The sequence below is a fragment of the Rhodanobacter sp. Soil_C_14 genome (assembly GCF_057657335.1).
Window position 1 is genome coordinate 994266 of record NZ_JBDGIQ010000001.1, and the last position, 13733, is coordinate 1007998.

Here is a 13733-nt window from a genome sequence, read left to right on the forward strand (position 1 = left end):
TGGTCCATGAGGTCAAGGAATCGCAGATGAAAATTCTGGTCGGCTACAAGCGCGTCGTTGATTACAACGTGCGCATCCAGGTCAAACCCGACGGCAGTGGCGTGGTCACCGACGGCGTGAAGCTCTCGGCCAACCCGTTCGACGACATCGCGCTGGAAGAGGCGCTGCGCCTGCGCGAGAAAGGCGTCGCCGACGAGGTGATCGTGGTCGGCATCGGTCCGGCCGATCTCACCGCGCACCTGCGCAACGGCCTGGCGATGGGTGCGAATCGCGCCATCCACGTGACCACCGCCGATGCCGTGCAGCCGTTGACCGCCGCCCGCGTGTTCCTGAAGCTGGTCGAGAAGGAACAACCGGGCCTGGTGATCCTGGGCAAGCAGGCGATCGACGACGACGCCAACCAGACCGGCCAGATGCTGGCCGCGCTGTGGGACCGCCCCCAGGCCACCTTCGCCAGCCAGGTCGAGATCGCCGACGGCAAGGCCACGGTGACGCGCGAAGTGGACGCTGGCCTGGAAGTGATCGAGGCCGAGCTTCCCGCGGTGATCACCACCGACCTGCGCCTCAACGAGCCGCGCTTCATCAAGCTGCCCGACATCATGAAGGCCAAGAGCAAGCCGATCGACACGATCGAGTTCGGCTCGCTCGGCGTCGAGACGCACGACCACCTCAAGACCACCCACCATGCCGCGCCGGCCAAGCGCAGCAAGGGCGTGATGGTGAAGGACGCGGCCGAACTGGTCGCCGCGCTGAAGCAGAAAGGGCTTTTGTGATCGTCCCTGATCAGGCCCCGGCCATCCATGGCCGGACTTTCGAATAAAGCTCCCCACGCTCCAAGTTTGAGGAAACCCCATGAGCAAGATCCTGGTCATCGCCGAACACCTCGGCGGCAAACTCAACTCTGCCACCGCACGCGCCGTGAGCGCCGCGATCGCCATCAAGGGCGAGGCGATCGACGTGCTGGTGCTGTCGGACACTCCCGATGCGATCGCTGCCGAGGCCGCGCAGATCGACGGCGTGAGCCGCGTGCTCACCGTCGCCAGGCCCGAGAACGCGCATCCGCTGGCCGCCGTGCTGGCGCCGCAGATCGCCAGCGCCGCCGCCGGTTACAGCCACGTGTTCGTGCCGTCCACCACGTTCGGCAAGGACGTCGCCCCGCGCGTCGCCGCCCTGCTCGGGGTGGCCCAGGTCAGCGACGTGATGAGCGTCGAGGCCGCACACACCTTCAAGCGCCCGATCTACGCCGGCAACGCCATCATCACGGTCGAGGCCGATGCCACCCACACCGTCGTGGCGACCATCCGCTCGGCCTCGTGGCCGGCCGCCGCCACCGGCACCAACGGCGCGCCGGTCGAAGCACTGGCCATCGACGTCGCCCTGCCCGCGCATACACGCTTCATCGAACTGAAGCAGGGCAGCAGCGACCGCCCCGACCTGCAGAGCGCGAGCAAGGTCGTCTCTGGCGGCCGCGGCGTGGGCTCGAAGGAAAACTTCGACATCATCTTCAAGTTCGCCGACCGGATCGGCGCGGCCGTGGGTGCCTCGCGCGCCGCCGTCGACGCCGGCTACGTGCCCAGCGACCTGCAGGTCGGCCAGACCGGCAAGATCATCGCGCCGGAGCTGTACATGGCGATCGGCATCTCCGGCGCCATCCAGCACCTCACCGGCATCAAGGACGCCGGCACCATCGTGGCGATCAACAAGGATGCCGAGGCGCCGATCTTCGAAATCGCCGACTTCGGCCTGGTGGGTGACCTGTTCAAGATCATCCCGGAGCTGGAACAGGCACTGGGCTGAGGACCGAAGGGGCAGGATCGGCGCTGTAAGGGTGCTCTGGCCAGAACGCCCTCCGCTCCGCCCCCGCCCGGCGCGCCCGATAGCGCAATCACGAGGCTATCGGGTGGCCACAATCACCAGTTGCTCGTCGCCGATGTGCCCATATTCCAGGGACCAGTAAGCCTCGATCCGCGCCCCTCTGAAACCGGCGGCCTCAAGCTCATCCAGAAGCTGCCAACCGAAATGGTAGTAACACAGGATGCCTCCATGGGGATCGACCGGGTCCCCGTGGAATTCCGGCGCAAGCAGGTGTTCTACCTCGCCGTCCGACCCGATACGCGCGCGGACGATGTTCTTCTCGGATAGCAGTGCGAATGGAACGGAAAGAACAAGCCCCCCATCGTCCTTCAATACGCGCCTGAACTCCGCGAGAGCCTTCCGGTAGTCCGGAACGTGTTCGAGAACATCGAAACTGAGGACGTAATCGAAGGATTGGTCACGAAAGCTCAGCGCGGTCACATCCTCATGGCGGATGCCACGCGCATCCACGCTGCCTGATACAAGGTCGTCACCGAGATACTCGCTCTTCGCGAGCTTGCGGTAGCGCCGACTCAGGCGGCTCGCCAGGGCCGTGACCTGTTCCGTCAGATACAGCGATGAACCTCGCGGTGCCAGGCGTTCGATCAGCTGGGCACACAACCGCAAGCGATTGTTGAGACCGCAACTCGGGCACACCAGGCGCTCACGCCAGTTCACATGGGTGCCGTCGGAATAGTTCCGGTCGTACAGAAACTCCCGGGTCGTGGAACAAACCCAGCATTCCCCGGCCAGAATGCCCTGTTCGTCCTCGCCCAACTGCTCCTCCAGCCGGCTTTCAAGAAGCCGCCGCTGATGGAACTCTTCGGCATGAGCCTCAATCAGGGTCTTGCATTCGGTGAAAGAGCCGAGCGTCAAATGCCAGAGGTTCCGGTCCGCATGCCTGGCCGAACGGCTGGCACTGTCCCGGATGAACAGGCCCCGCGCAAGACTACTGATCCTGTTCAGCACTAGGCTCTCCCTATGCGGCAAGCTGCCGCGTTGGTGGTTCACTGCTTGTCATTGAACCGGACCAGCCTGCCTTGCGAAACGCCCTGCCCAGAAAGCCGGTGCATCGCCCCGTCCGATCATTCATGGAGCGGCAGGAAACCGGCTGCGCTCGCAAGACGCGCCCGCGCCCCGAAAAGGCACCGACAGGTCCGCCATGTTACAGCGCCTCACTGGCCGACGCTGTCAGGGCGGAAGGGTGGACTTTCTCTGCGCGTCTCGACGATGCGGGTCGCCAACGAGAGCGGATGAGAGCCATGACATCATGACAAAGTTCGAGAGCGTCCGCCGGGAGAGCACCAGCGATACAGCCGCCGCCACGACCGCGGAACCCGTCAGGACCACCGGCCAGGGGATCCGCAGCAGGATCGCCGCAAGGCCGACCGAGACCGCCTTGAGCAGGAAGCCATGCAGGATGTATGCGCTGATGCTGTACTGCCCCGCAGTCGCGATGATGCCATCGCGGCGTGGCACAAGAATGAGGAACGCCACCGATGCAACGACGACCGCGGCAAGATGGACAGCTCTGGTGGCAACGGCCTCGAGCCCCGTGACGCGAAGCTGGCCGTAATTAGTATTTCCATACAGCCAGTGCATGTCGAAATGATTGTGCATCGCCATGAAGATCACGACGCAGCAAAGGATCCCGGCAGCTGCAATCTTGACCGACACCTTTTCGCCCCATGCCGAGATCGCTCCGAAAAAGTAGTGTCCCGCCATGAACACCGGCAGGAACACCAGGATTCGCAGGGTGGTGGGGGGCAGATCGCCGAGAAACCCGGCGACGAGCGACAGCAGGATGGCTATCGTCCAGCGCGCGGTCACTTTGATCGTGTCGAATAGAGGAAGCAACACGCGCCAGGCGGCCAGTGCCGCTAGATACCACAGCAGCCACCACGGCTGGTCCAGGTTTGCGACTCTGGGGCCGGGCCACCACGCAAAATGGTCGAGCAGCCAGGCAGCGAATTGAAACACCGCGAGTGGCACGAGAAGGCGCGAGACCACGCCGGACAACGCCTTCCTGCTCAGTTCGCTGCTGCACACCGCCCCGGACAGGAAGATCAGTGCAGGAATGTGCACCAGATAAATGGAGCGATAGACGACCAGGAGCTGGGAGCGTTTCCAGATGACCAGCTCCAGCAGGTGACCGAGCACCACCAGCGCAATCAGCGCCCAGCGGGCGTTATCAATATAGGCGCTTCTTCGCATCAATGGTCCCGACCTTCCCGCAAATCACTCTATCACGGGCGACAAAGTTCTTTTCCGGTGTGGATCTGCGGCGGCTGCATCGAGGAAAATTCATGCTCTACGGCAAGCCTGCAGGGCAACCCTGCGACGCTCACGCAGGTGATGACGTCCCGACTACCCGCCTTTCGGCGCGTAGTGATCCGTCACTTTTTCACATCGTTGCAAGGTGTGGTTTCGATGGTGTGCCGACCAAGAACTCTGCCGTTGGAAGTCTCCAGCACCAGGGTCGAACCGTCTGCAATCCACTTGCCGGTATCCTTGTCGCCCTTGGGGGAACCCTGGTACCAGAGCACCTTGGGATTGCCCACTTTGTAGATATAGATGCGTACGGGGTCTGTCGTGACCGACTGGGCATCCCAGCTCACATGGGCAACGATGTTGGGACCACGGCATTCCGGAAAGGAGGCCGGCGTCACGTCAAACCTGGCACCGCGACCGCAGCCGGCGAGCAGCGAGACGGCGACGATACCCGCAAGAGTGATCAAAGATGAATTGCGCATGTCAGTGATTCTGCCCGGCCTGGACGCCAAGAGTCCCCTGCACGGGTGACTCGCCGATGTTCTTTTCCAGCCCGCCCTTCAGATACAGGCGCGCCAGCGAATAGATACCCTGCATGACCTCATCTTCATGCCTTGCCCCTGACTCCTCCTGCAGCGCGACTTCCGACTTGGCAATCAGCCGGTAGTAGGGCGTTTCCCTGATGCCTGCAGCGCGCAGGATTTCGCTGCCGATCATCCAGGACTGGACGTGCCGATTGGCATGAGCGAGATCGCTCCCCACGACAAACCATGGCACGAACTGCGTGGGGCCGGTCTTGCCATCGTCGAACTCGGCCGCCTTGTACACATGCTGCAGCCCGGGCAGATGATCACCATAGAACACCAGAACATAGGGACGCTTGCGCGCCGCGAGAAAATCCCACAGCCGCCCCAGCTGCGTGTCCGCATTCTCGATGTGGTAAAGGTAGTTGCCGTATTCCTGTGCTTCCTTGCCCGACAAGTTCGATGGAATCGGAATCGCGGCCCGCTGCGCCTGGTCCCTGGTCGGGACATGCAGATACGGTCCGTGCGCTTCGATGCTTATGGCGAAGATGAGCGTTGGCTTGCTGGCTTTCCCGAGCTGATCGATGATCTGGTCGGTCATGGCGGAATCGGCGTAATACCAGCCGTCACGCTTGGCGTCTCGCGGAAAATCATCCGCTGTAATGAACTTGTCGAAGCCGATCGCCTTGAAGGCCTTGGCCCTGTTCCAGAAGTTTCCGTCGTTGCCGTGGATGGCGACGGCGGCGTAACCGTTGTTGCGGGCCACGTCGATGATGCTGGGGATCGCTTTCTGGGTGATCTGCAGATACGGAAATTCGATGGCCGGGTAGGTCTCCATGGGAATGCCCGTCAGCACCTCGAACTCGGTACGCAATGTACCGCCGCCGAAAGTCGGCGCTTCCATGCTCCCGCCGATGCCGCTGGCCAGTGCACGATGCAGGTTCGGCAGGATCGTGCTGGTGTCATCGACATCTTTCAGGATGCCCGGATCAAAAAAGGACTCACTCTGAACCACCACGATATCCGGTCGCTGTCCGACCGCCAGGTGTTCCGGCAACGCCGGACCGACGTCCAGCTTCAGGAATGCGTCGACCGCCTGCTGATTTACCGGCACCTCGAGCGCACGTCGGCGCTCGGCACTGGTATACACAATCGAGCTGAACAAGCCCGAGTGAAGAATGCTCTGCATCGGAGACCACGCGATCACCCGCAGGTTGTCCGCGCCATATATGCGACCCACCCAACGCGAGCCGGAGCCGATACCGACCATGCACGAGACCACGAGCACCGCGACGATTGCCCGTGCGATGCTCCGACGCCGGAAGATGACCGGCTCCAGCCAGAACGAGAGTGCAAACAGGCCGATGATTGCAACCAGGCCTGCAACCACGTAGCGGAGGTTGACGTAATTGGCCAGAAGTTCGACGGTCGCGGCATGCAGGTTGCCAAGAAGATACACATCACTGAACGCGATCGGCACATCCAGGTATCTCAATTTCATCATGTTGGCGGCATACACCACAGCCACCAGGGTCAGACTGATGATCAACGACAACAACGCCCGATTGCACAGCGTCAATAGCAGCAGGAAGACCAGGATTGCCGGCACGGAGTTGACCAGGAATCCGTAGCTGAAGAGGTACGCATCCAGTTCGACCCTGATCGACGCCCGATCCATCAGCCAGCTGAAAACCGCGATCAGGGCAGACAGCGCGATCACGATGGCAACCCTGATTGCGCGCCCGCTGCCCTTTGACTCGCGTGATGAAATCGCTTTGCTCACCGCATATAGCCTCTTGAATGGAATTGCCCCCGCAGCGTGAATTTTCACGCTGTGCCGGCTCGTGCCACCAGACGACGGAACTGGAAGAGACCGCCCGGCGCCCCTGCCACCCGGCTGGTCCGGGTCAGCCTCAACATGCCGGCAGCTACCTCACCGTACCAGCACGTTCACGGGGTCGCTCTGAAAGCTGACGCCATTCTGCACGCCAGTCACGCGCAGCACGTAGGTTCCCGGCTTTGCATAGAGCTTGGCAGGCACGCTGGCCGTTATCAGATCGGCGGAAACAGCGCTGTCCAGACGTTCGTCATTGAGGTAGATGGATGCCTCGCTGCCGGCCAGTGAGCGATCCACGCGAACCCAGACTGCGGCCTGTCCATCGGGCTGCACGTTGAACGGCTTGCCTGCAACAACTTCATCCGGTCCATAACTGCTGATCTTCAACGACGCCTGGCTCCGGGCCACAGCATCTGGTGCGTGCGTCTGCGATTGCGGGTTGCCCGCATCGCTGCAAGCGGACAGGAGTATCGCAGCGCCCAGCAAGACAGCGCACGCGACCCGTTCGATTCGAATGATCATTTCATTGCTCCAACGTCATAAATCAACAATTCGGGGATTCGCCACTTTCAAGCAGTGCGACAACCAGCTGCAGGTCTGCGGCACGCAACGTCATGCGCCCGCTGACCTCGTCAGGTTCACTGCGCATCAGGACGCAATGCCGCACACCCGCATTCTTTCCGGCCTGGATGTCGCTTGGCTTGTCTCCGACAAGCAGCGACTTTTCCAGACTGATGTCGCATTCACGCTGTGCGGCGAGCAGCATGCCTGGCTCCGGCTTGCGACAGCTGCACTCGCGCGCATAGTTTTCCACCACGCCATCGCGATGATGGGGACAGTAGTAGATCGCATCCAGCCGCGCCCCATGTTGCACGAACACCCCGGACATCCATTCCATGTAGCGATGAAAATCATCCTCGGAATAGTAGCCACGGGCTATGCCCGCCTGGTTGGTGACCACCACCACCAGATGGCTCGTCCGGTTTGCCAGTCGCACGAGATCGAAGATGCCGTCGATGAACTCCGTTCGTTCCGGCGTGCAGACATAACCGTGATCGACATTGATAACGCCGTCCCGGTCGAGAAAGAGGGCCGGCCGTTGACCCATCAACTTGAACCCGCGCTTTCGCCGAGCCCGAGCTGGGCGCGCGAATAATCCTCCGGCACGCCGATATCGATGAACCCGGTCGTTCGCGTAAAGGCCCGTACCTTCCCTCCCCGCACTGCCGGAGACAGAACGGCATCCTCGAAGGAAAAATGGTCCGACTCGGGGAAAGCTCCCGCAAGCTCCCGAGCCACTCGGTATACCCCCGCATTGATGTAACCAGGGCCACTCAGCCCCTTTTCGGAAAAGCCGGTGACCCAATCATTCCGGACCTCGACGGCCCCGTAACGGGCCACGTCCGGCACTCGGGCAAGCGCCATGCCGAGCTTCGCGCCGGAGGAGGCAACCTGTTCCTCGAAGGCTGCATGATCGAGTTCGAGATAAGTGTCGCCATTCAGGACGAAAAAGGCGTCGCCACCGATCTGCGGCAACGCCTGTGCGATCGCCCCACCGGTGCCCAGCGGACGGGTCTCCCGCGAATAGACCAGTGACATGTCGCCCCAGCGATCGCCCAGCGCCTGGTGGACTTTCTCTCCCATGTAACCCGTTGCCAGCACTACCCGCCTGAACCCCTGCGCCGCCAACCGCTCGAGCAGGAAAGCGAGGAACGGCCGGCCCTGGACGGGAGCGAGCGGCTTGGGTACATCGCTGACAACGCTTTGCAGCCGGGTACCAAATCCACCGGCGAGGATCACGGCCTCGTCAATGAGCGCCATGGCCGAAGATCTCCTGCTCGATCAGGCCGCACAGGAGATGCCCGATGAATTCGTGTCCTTCCTGGACTTTCGGTGTCTCCGATGACGGCATGCGAAAGCACAGGTCGCAGAGTTCGGCCATCTTCCCGCCCTCGTGGCCGGTAAATCCGATCACGACAATCCCGATGGCGCGAGCCGCTTCAATCGCCCGCAGGATGTTTTTCGAATTTCCGGAAGTAGAAATGACAAAAATCACGTCCCCCTTTCGACCGAGCGCCTCCACTTGCCTGGCAAAAACGTAGTCATAGCCGTAGTCATTGCCGATAGCCGTGAGGATGCTGGTGTCCGTCGTCAAGGCGATTGCCGGAAGTCCCGGACGATCAAAATGGAAGCGGCTGACCAGTTCGCCTGCCCAATGTTGCGCGTCTGCGGCGCTGCCGCCGTTGCCTGCAAACATCAACTTGTTGCCGCGCCGAAACGCTTCGACCGACAGGGTCACCGCGCGCGATATCAGCTCCCGCAATGCTGCGTCCGCCGACATGGCAGTCAGCAACTTGATCGACTTGTCGAATTCGGCCTCGATGTAGCCGTTCAAATGATCCGCCATGAGGTGGCTCCCTGGTGTGTGAAATGAAAATCCATGATGCTCCCCCCTTCCTCCAGCAATGCACGTGTCAGGCCAATGCGCTGCTCGGGGCTGCACAGGAACATCATGAAGCCCCCGCCACCAGCGCCAGACACCTTGGCGGCGCGCGCACCGTTGGCGAAAGCGACCTTCTCGACTCGTTCGATCAACGGGTTGCTGATGCTGGTAGCCGTTCTCTTCTTGGCCACCCAGCCCGCCTGCAACGTGGACTCCAGCCGGCGCAGGTCGCCCTTGAGAATGCATTCCTTCATCTGGATGGCTTCATCCTTCAACTGATGCATGGCGTCAATGGATGCCTGGTCCCGGTTGCCCACATTGCGCGACTGCTGGGCAATGATGTCCGCGGAAGCACGCGAAACCCCGGTGAAGTACAACACCAGCGAACTTTCGAGCTCTGCCCAAACCCAATCCTTGATGCGCAACGGATTCACGATGACCCGATCGTCCGCATAGAACTCCATGAAGTTGAAGCCTCCGAAGGTGGCTGCATACTGATCCTGCTTGCCCCCCGCCAGCTCCAGATCCTTGCGCTCGATGTCGTAGGCCAACTGGGCCACTTCATATTCGCCAAGAGGCAGGGAGAAATACTCGACGAAGGCCTGCAGCAGCGCCACTACCATGGTCGAGGATGACCCCAAGCCGGAACCCGGAGGCGCATCAGAGAACGTCTTGACCGTCAGCGAAGGCTGTTCGCCCTGGAGAAAATCGCGCGACACCCGCGCATACACGCCCTTGAGCAATTGCAGGGGGCCGCCGCACGGAATGTCACCGTCACAGGAATGCATCTCCTCGTGGCGTACGTCGAGTGCATGAAAGCAGGTTTCCTTCCCGTTGCCTGCCGTCACGATTGCATACGCATAACGGTCGATGGTGACGTTCATCACGCGACCGCCGTAGACATCGCAATATGGCGACACATCGGTGCCGCCGCCAGCAAGACCCAACCGGAGCGGTGCACGCGCACGCACGATCATGGGGAAGGCTCCCCGGCCGTCATCGTCCACGGAAGTTCGCGCGCGAATTCGCTCCACTGCGCGTCTTCCGTGAAGCTGGCACGCACGAACGCCTGACCTGCAGCAGAGCTTCGGCGCCACGCAGCATCATCTTCAAGCAGGCGCAGGACATGCCCCGCAAACTCCTCGGCCGTGTCGGCGGCCGCAAGAAAATCGGCCGTCTGTTCGAGCCCCTGAACGCCGGTCGATGTAGTCACGCAGGGCACGCCGAAACGCATGGCCTCGATCACCTTTCCCTTCATGCCGCCGCCAAACCGCAGGGGCGCAACAACGACTCGAGCATTCGCGTAGCGTGCCGAAAGCTCCTCGTCGGTGACAAAACCCGTCACCGTGACAGGCCCGCCATGCAGTGCCTTGACCGCATCGGACGGGTTGGAGCCGACCAGATCAAGGTGGATCTGCGGATGGCGCTTCTGGATGAGGGGAAGTACCTCATGGGCGAACCATTCCGCGGCATCCACATTCGGCGGGTGCGCAAATCCCGCAACGAAGACCAGGTCGTGCCGATCGGTCAGGTTCGCATCCGGTTGCTCGGGGAAGTCATCGAAGGCATACGCGGCGATCGTATGGGCGCGGACCGTCGACGACTGCCCGTCCAGCCACTCGCGCACATGGCGAGTCTCGCTGGCAGACGGATAGTAAACGGCGTCCACCAGCTTCCAGATCCCGTGCTCCAGCTTTCTCACCCTGTCGCACTCGGCCCGCAGCAGCTTGTCCGCAGGCTGCATTCGCAACTGATCCTCGATGCGCAGGTAATGTACGTCATGCCCGTAGTACAGCAGCGGAGCGCTACTGTACTTGCGTATCGCCCCGACGAAGTCGACTGCGATATGCGGCCGGCTCAGCAGCACGACATCAATGTCCGAAGCATGTTGCTCCATCCATTGACTGAAGCCCTGATGATATTCGGCGCCGTAGACAACTTCGACGCCAAGCTGCTGCAGCAACGGCGCGTAGGCCGGATCGTTGTACAGGTTCTCCGGCCAGAATTTTACCGAAAAGCCCTTCCGTACAAACATGCGGATGAACTGCCACATCGTGCGCGAGCCGGCATCCCTGTCCGGCTGGGGAATGTAGTGGTCCACGACGAGAATCGTCCGGGTCGCCCGCGTGCGACCGCGCGCCCTGAAAACGTTCTCGCCGTTGGGAAAATGCTCGCGCTTGAGCACCTCGTGCCAACGCTCGTAGAAGCGCCGCTGGTTCTCGACCTGATAGGCCTTGATCCCGGAATTGACGTCGGTACCGTGCGACACGCCTTCGTGATGCACGACCACCGAGCGCGGCTGGTAATAGAGTTTCAGCCCGGCCTCGCGGACCTTGAAGGCGAGATCCGAATCCTCGCAGTACGCAGGCACGTAACGTTCGTCGAAGCGACCCAGTCGAGCGAACAATTCGGCGGGAATCAACAACGACGCGCCGGAGCAGTAGTCCGTCTCGCGCACGTAGTTGTAGATACTGCGCGAGGGATCATCCAGCCGGCCGTAGTTCCAGGCGCTGGCATCGGCCCAGATGATCCCTCCGGCTTCCTGCAGTCGACCGTCGGGATAAACCAGCTTGGAACCCACCATGCCGCAATCCGGGAATCGCCGGAACAGTTCGAGCATGCTGTCCAGCCAGCCGTCCGTAACTTCGGTGTCGTTATTGAGAAAATAAATGTAGCTGCCGCGCGCCAGTCCGGACGCGCGATTGCACGACCTCAGGAAGCCAAGGTTCTCCGAATTCACTTCGTAGCGAAGTCCGGGCACCGCCGCCAGCGAGTTCATCTCGGCATCGCCCGAAGCGTCCTCGGCAACGAGGATTTCATACGGTACTTGCGGCGGATGCGCAGCAATCGAGCGCAGGCATGCTGCCGTGATGGCCAGATTGCCGTAAGTCGGAATGATGATCGTGACTTCCGGCTCGTTATAGAATGGAAACGCCAGTTCGGACACTTGCCCGGATGACTGCGGTGCGTCGATCCAGGGCGTGGAATGAAGATCCGGGAGCGTCTCTGCCGAGGCCTTCGCGCTGCGAAGGCCGAGCATGCGCCGCTCCGCGAAGCTGCCCCGCATGCCATGCCAATCCCGACGAAACAGCATGCCGAGGGCACGCAAGGGCCGGGTCAGGGTCCACGAGCGTGACCGCCGCAATTGTTCGTTCTGATCGCCCAGTTTCGCCAACTCCCCGGCCAACAGCTCCGCACGGGCTCTCAGGCGACCCTGTTCATCCTGCAGTGAAGCGACCTGCGTATTTCGATCGGCCAGTTCGGTGTCCAACGAACGGGCCCACTGAGCGACTTTCTCGTGTTCGATGCACAGTGCCCCATAACGGGCATGAAGCTCGCCCAGTTCGCGGTTGATTCGTGCAAAAGCCTCGATCAGCTTTTCACCCACCACTGCGTCACGCGAGTATTCGCCGGTGAAGTCCCGGATATGCTGCCCGACCGCAGTCAATTGCTGTTCGACAGCGCGCCCCCACTCTTCCATTTCCAGTTTTTCCTTCTGCAGCACCGCATGTTCTGCATGCAACCGCGTTACTTCAACGACCGTCTTTTCATGTTCCGCAGCAAGCGTTGCGCCGTGTGCACGTTCCCGCGCCAATTCCGCATTCAGCGATGTTGCCCAGGCGGACGCTTTTTCATGATCCGCCTGGGTATCTCCGTACGATTCGCGCAGGGCATTCAGTTCCGTCTCCAGCGCCTTGGCCCAGTTCACGATCTTTTCGTGATCCGCCTGGGTCCGCCCATACGTTTCGCGCAGGGCGCTCAGTTCCGTATCCAGCGCCTTGGCCCAGCCCACGATCTTTTCATGATCCGCCTGGGTCCGCCCATAAGTCTCACGCAGGGCGCTCAGCTCCGTGTCCAGCGACTTGGCCCAGCCGACAGTCTTTTCATGCTCCGCCTGGGTCCGCGCGTGAGTCTCACGCAGCGCATTGAGCTCCGCGTCCAGCGACTTGGCCCAGGTCACCGTGGACTCATGCTCCGCCACCATGCGTCCGTGCGTCGCCCGCGCCTCGCTCAACTCGCTGTCGAGAACAGTAGCCCACGCAGCGACCTTTCGATGATGCGTATAAAGGTCCTCCGCCTCGGAAAACAGGATGGAGGGACGCAGCTCCCGCAGAATACGCTCATCCAGCGAGCCGGCAACCGCAATGAAATAGACCGGGTCGGCCAGCGAGGTGGCGCGTTCGACGATTTCCGAGCCCGTATCCGTCAATGCATCGACCTCCTGCGCGCTGGCTTCAGCGCCCTGCAGCGTGAAGATCGATGACCCAACCGCGAGCCTCTGGCCAAAATAACGGATGTCACCAAACTGTTCCCGCAGAACCGCATCGAACTCTGCAAAGTCCAGTTCCTTGACATGGAATTCGTTGTGGTGCCCCGCAAGCTCCGTGTACACCGTCCGGTTTGGCGAGGACATGACAAGCAAACCGTCCGGGCGCAATACCCGACGGATCTCGCTGAGCATTTCCCGATGGCGGTCGTGATGCTCGATGGTTTCGAACGAAACCAGCACGTCCACGCTGTTGTCCGCCATCGGTATCTGCGCGGCGTTTCCCTGCACGAAACGCAGGCCGGGAATGTCCGAATACGTCGCACGGGCATGGCTCACCGCGTTGTCGTCGATATCCACTCCCACCACGGAGTTGGCGCGGCGCGCCAGCATGGCGCTGCCGTAGCCCTCGCCACAGGCGATATCGAGGACGTCCTTGCCTTCGACCAGACGTGCGCACCAGGCATAACGATGCAGATGTTCGTGTCGGATCTCTCCCGCTTCGGTAGGTACGTAGCGCTCGCCGGTAAACTCCAT

The 13733-nt window shown here is 61.6% G+C and carries 12 protein-coding genes; 2 read left to right on the plus strand and 10 right to left on the minus strand.

Translation table 11 applies throughout. From position 1 onward, the window contains the following. The first annotated feature begins 26 nt into the window (after positions 1-26). Positions 27-773, plus strand: coding sequence for an electron transfer flavoprotein subunit beta/FixA family protein (locus AC3A56_RS04580; RefSeq protein WP_487769483.1), 747 nt, complete (start codon positions 27-29; stop codon positions 771-773). A gap of 79 nt (positions 774-852) precedes the next feature. Further along, a complete protein-coding gene (locus AC3A56_RS04585) occupies positions 853-1797 on the plus strand; it encodes an electron transfer flavoprotein subunit alpha/FixB family protein (protein ID WP_487769484.1) in 945 nt (314 codons plus the stop codon). Positions 1798-1893: 96 nt separating this feature from the next. Here the strand turns inward: AC3A56_RS04585 and AC3A56_RS04590 are convergent, their stop codons facing one another. From AC3A56_RS04590 to AC3A56_RS04635, 10 genes are all read right to left on the minus strand, one after another. Further along, positions 1894-2823, minus strand: a complete 930-nt coding sequence (locus tag AC3A56_RS04590; protein ID WP_204109585.1) for a class I SAM-dependent methyltransferase — start codon at positions 2821-2823, stop codon at positions 1894-1896. A 222-nt stretch (positions 2824-3045) separates the two neighbouring features. Then, on the minus strand, positions 3046-4068 hold the full coding sequence (locus AC3A56_RS04595) for an acyltransferase family protein (RefSeq protein WP_487769485.1): 1023 nt from the start codon (positions 4066-4068) through the stop codon (positions 3046-3048). A 182-nt stretch (positions 4069-4250) separates the two neighbouring features. Continuing rightward, the gene (locus AC3A56_RS04600) at positions 4251-4607 is read right to left on the minus strand and encodes a hypothetical protein (protein WP_204109587.1); all 357 of its coding nucleotides are present in this window, start codon (positions 4605-4607) and stop codon (positions 4251-4253) included. 1 nt (position 4608) lies between these two features. Next, positions 4609-6432 carry an LTA synthase family protein gene (locus AC3A56_RS04605; protein WP_487769486.1) on the minus strand — a complete coding sequence of 608 codons (1824 nt, stop codon included), beginning with the start codon at positions 6430-6432 and terminating at the stop codon, positions 4609-4611. 150 nt (positions 6433-6582) lie between these two features. After that, a complete protein-coding gene (locus AC3A56_RS04610; protein ID WP_487769487.1) occupies positions 6583-7008 on the minus strand; it encodes a hypothetical protein in 426 nt (141 codons plus the stop codon). Between the two features lie 22 nt (positions 7009-7030). After that, entirely contained in the window at positions 7031-7594 is a 564-nt protein-coding gene (locus AC3A56_RS04615) for a D-glycero-alpha-D-manno-heptose-1,7-bisphosphate 7-phosphatase (protein ID WP_487769488.1), read from the minus strand. Further along, positions 7594-8307: a nucleotidyltransferase family protein gene (locus AC3A56_RS04620; protein ID WP_487769489.1), complete on the minus strand. Its 714-nt coding sequence runs from the start codon at positions 8305-8307 to the stop codon at positions 7594-7596. The genes AC3A56_RS04615 and AC3A56_RS04620 overlap by 1 nt, the downstream gene beginning before the upstream one ends. Then, positions 8294-8893: a D-sedoheptulose-7-phosphate isomerase gene (locus AC3A56_RS04625; RefSeq protein ID WP_204109592.1), complete on the minus strand. Its 600-nt coding sequence runs from the start codon at positions 8891-8893 to the stop codon at positions 8294-8296. Before AC3A56_RS04625 ends, AC3A56_RS04620 begins: the two co-directional genes overlap by 14 nt. Next, the gene (locus AC3A56_RS04630) at positions 8878-9906 is read right to left on the minus strand and encodes a GHMP family kinase ATP-binding protein (RefSeq protein ID WP_487769490.1); all 1029 of its coding nucleotides are present in this window, start codon (positions 9904-9906) and stop codon (positions 8878-8880) included. The genes AC3A56_RS04625 and AC3A56_RS04630 overlap by 16 nt, the downstream gene beginning before the upstream one ends. Then, positions 9903-13733: a glycosyltransferase gene (locus tag AC3A56_RS04635; RefSeq protein WP_487769491.1), complete on the minus strand. Its 3831-nt coding sequence runs from the start codon at positions 13731-13733 to the stop codon at positions 9903-9905. The genes AC3A56_RS04630 and AC3A56_RS04635 overlap by 4 nt, the downstream gene beginning before the upstream one ends.

What these genes read in the sequence shown, in the direction of transcription:
- AC3A56_RS04625 (WP_204109592.1), bottom strand. Translation starts at nt 8,893, where the DNA reads ATGGCGGATCATTTGAACGGCTACATCGAGGCCGAATTCGACAAGTCG.
- AC3A56_RS04620 (WP_487769489.1), bottom strand. Translation starts at nt 8,307, where the DNA reads ATGGCGCTCATTGACGAGGCCGTGATCCTCGCCGGTGGATTTGGTACC.
- AC3A56_RS04630 (WP_487769490.1), bottom strand. Translation starts at nt 9,906, where the DNA reads ATGATCGTGCGTGCGCGTGCACCGCTCCGGTTGGGTCTTGCTGGCGGC.
- AC3A56_RS04585 (WP_487769484.1), top strand. Translation starts at nt 853, where the DNA reads ATGAGCAAGATCCTGGTCATCGCCGAACACCTCGGCGGCAAACTCAAC.
- AC3A56_RS04580 (WP_487769483.1), top strand. Translation starts at nt 27, where the DNA reads ATGAAAATTCTGGTCGGCTACAAGCGCGTCGTTGATTACAACGTGCGC.
- AC3A56_RS04600 (WP_204109587.1), bottom strand. Translation starts at nt 4,607, where the DNA reads ATGCGCAATTCATCTTTGATCACTCTTGCGGGTATCGTCGCCGTCTCG.
- AC3A56_RS04595 (WP_487769485.1), bottom strand. Translation starts at nt 4,068, where the DNA reads ATGCGAAGAAGCGCCTATATTGATAACGCCCGCTGGGCGCTGATTGCG.
- AC3A56_RS04635 (WP_487769491.1), bottom strand. Translation starts at nt 13,733, where the DNA reads ATGGAGTTTACCGGCGAGCGCTACGTACCTACCGAAGCGGGAGAGATC.
- AC3A56_RS04610 (WP_487769487.1), bottom strand. Translation starts at nt 7,008, where the DNA reads ATGATCATTCGAATCGAACGGGTCGCGTGCGCTGTCTTGCTGGGCGCT.
- AC3A56_RS04615 (WP_487769488.1), bottom strand. Translation starts at nt 7,594, where the DNA reads ATGGGTCAACGGCCGGCCCTCTTTCTCGACCGGGACGGCGTTATCAAT.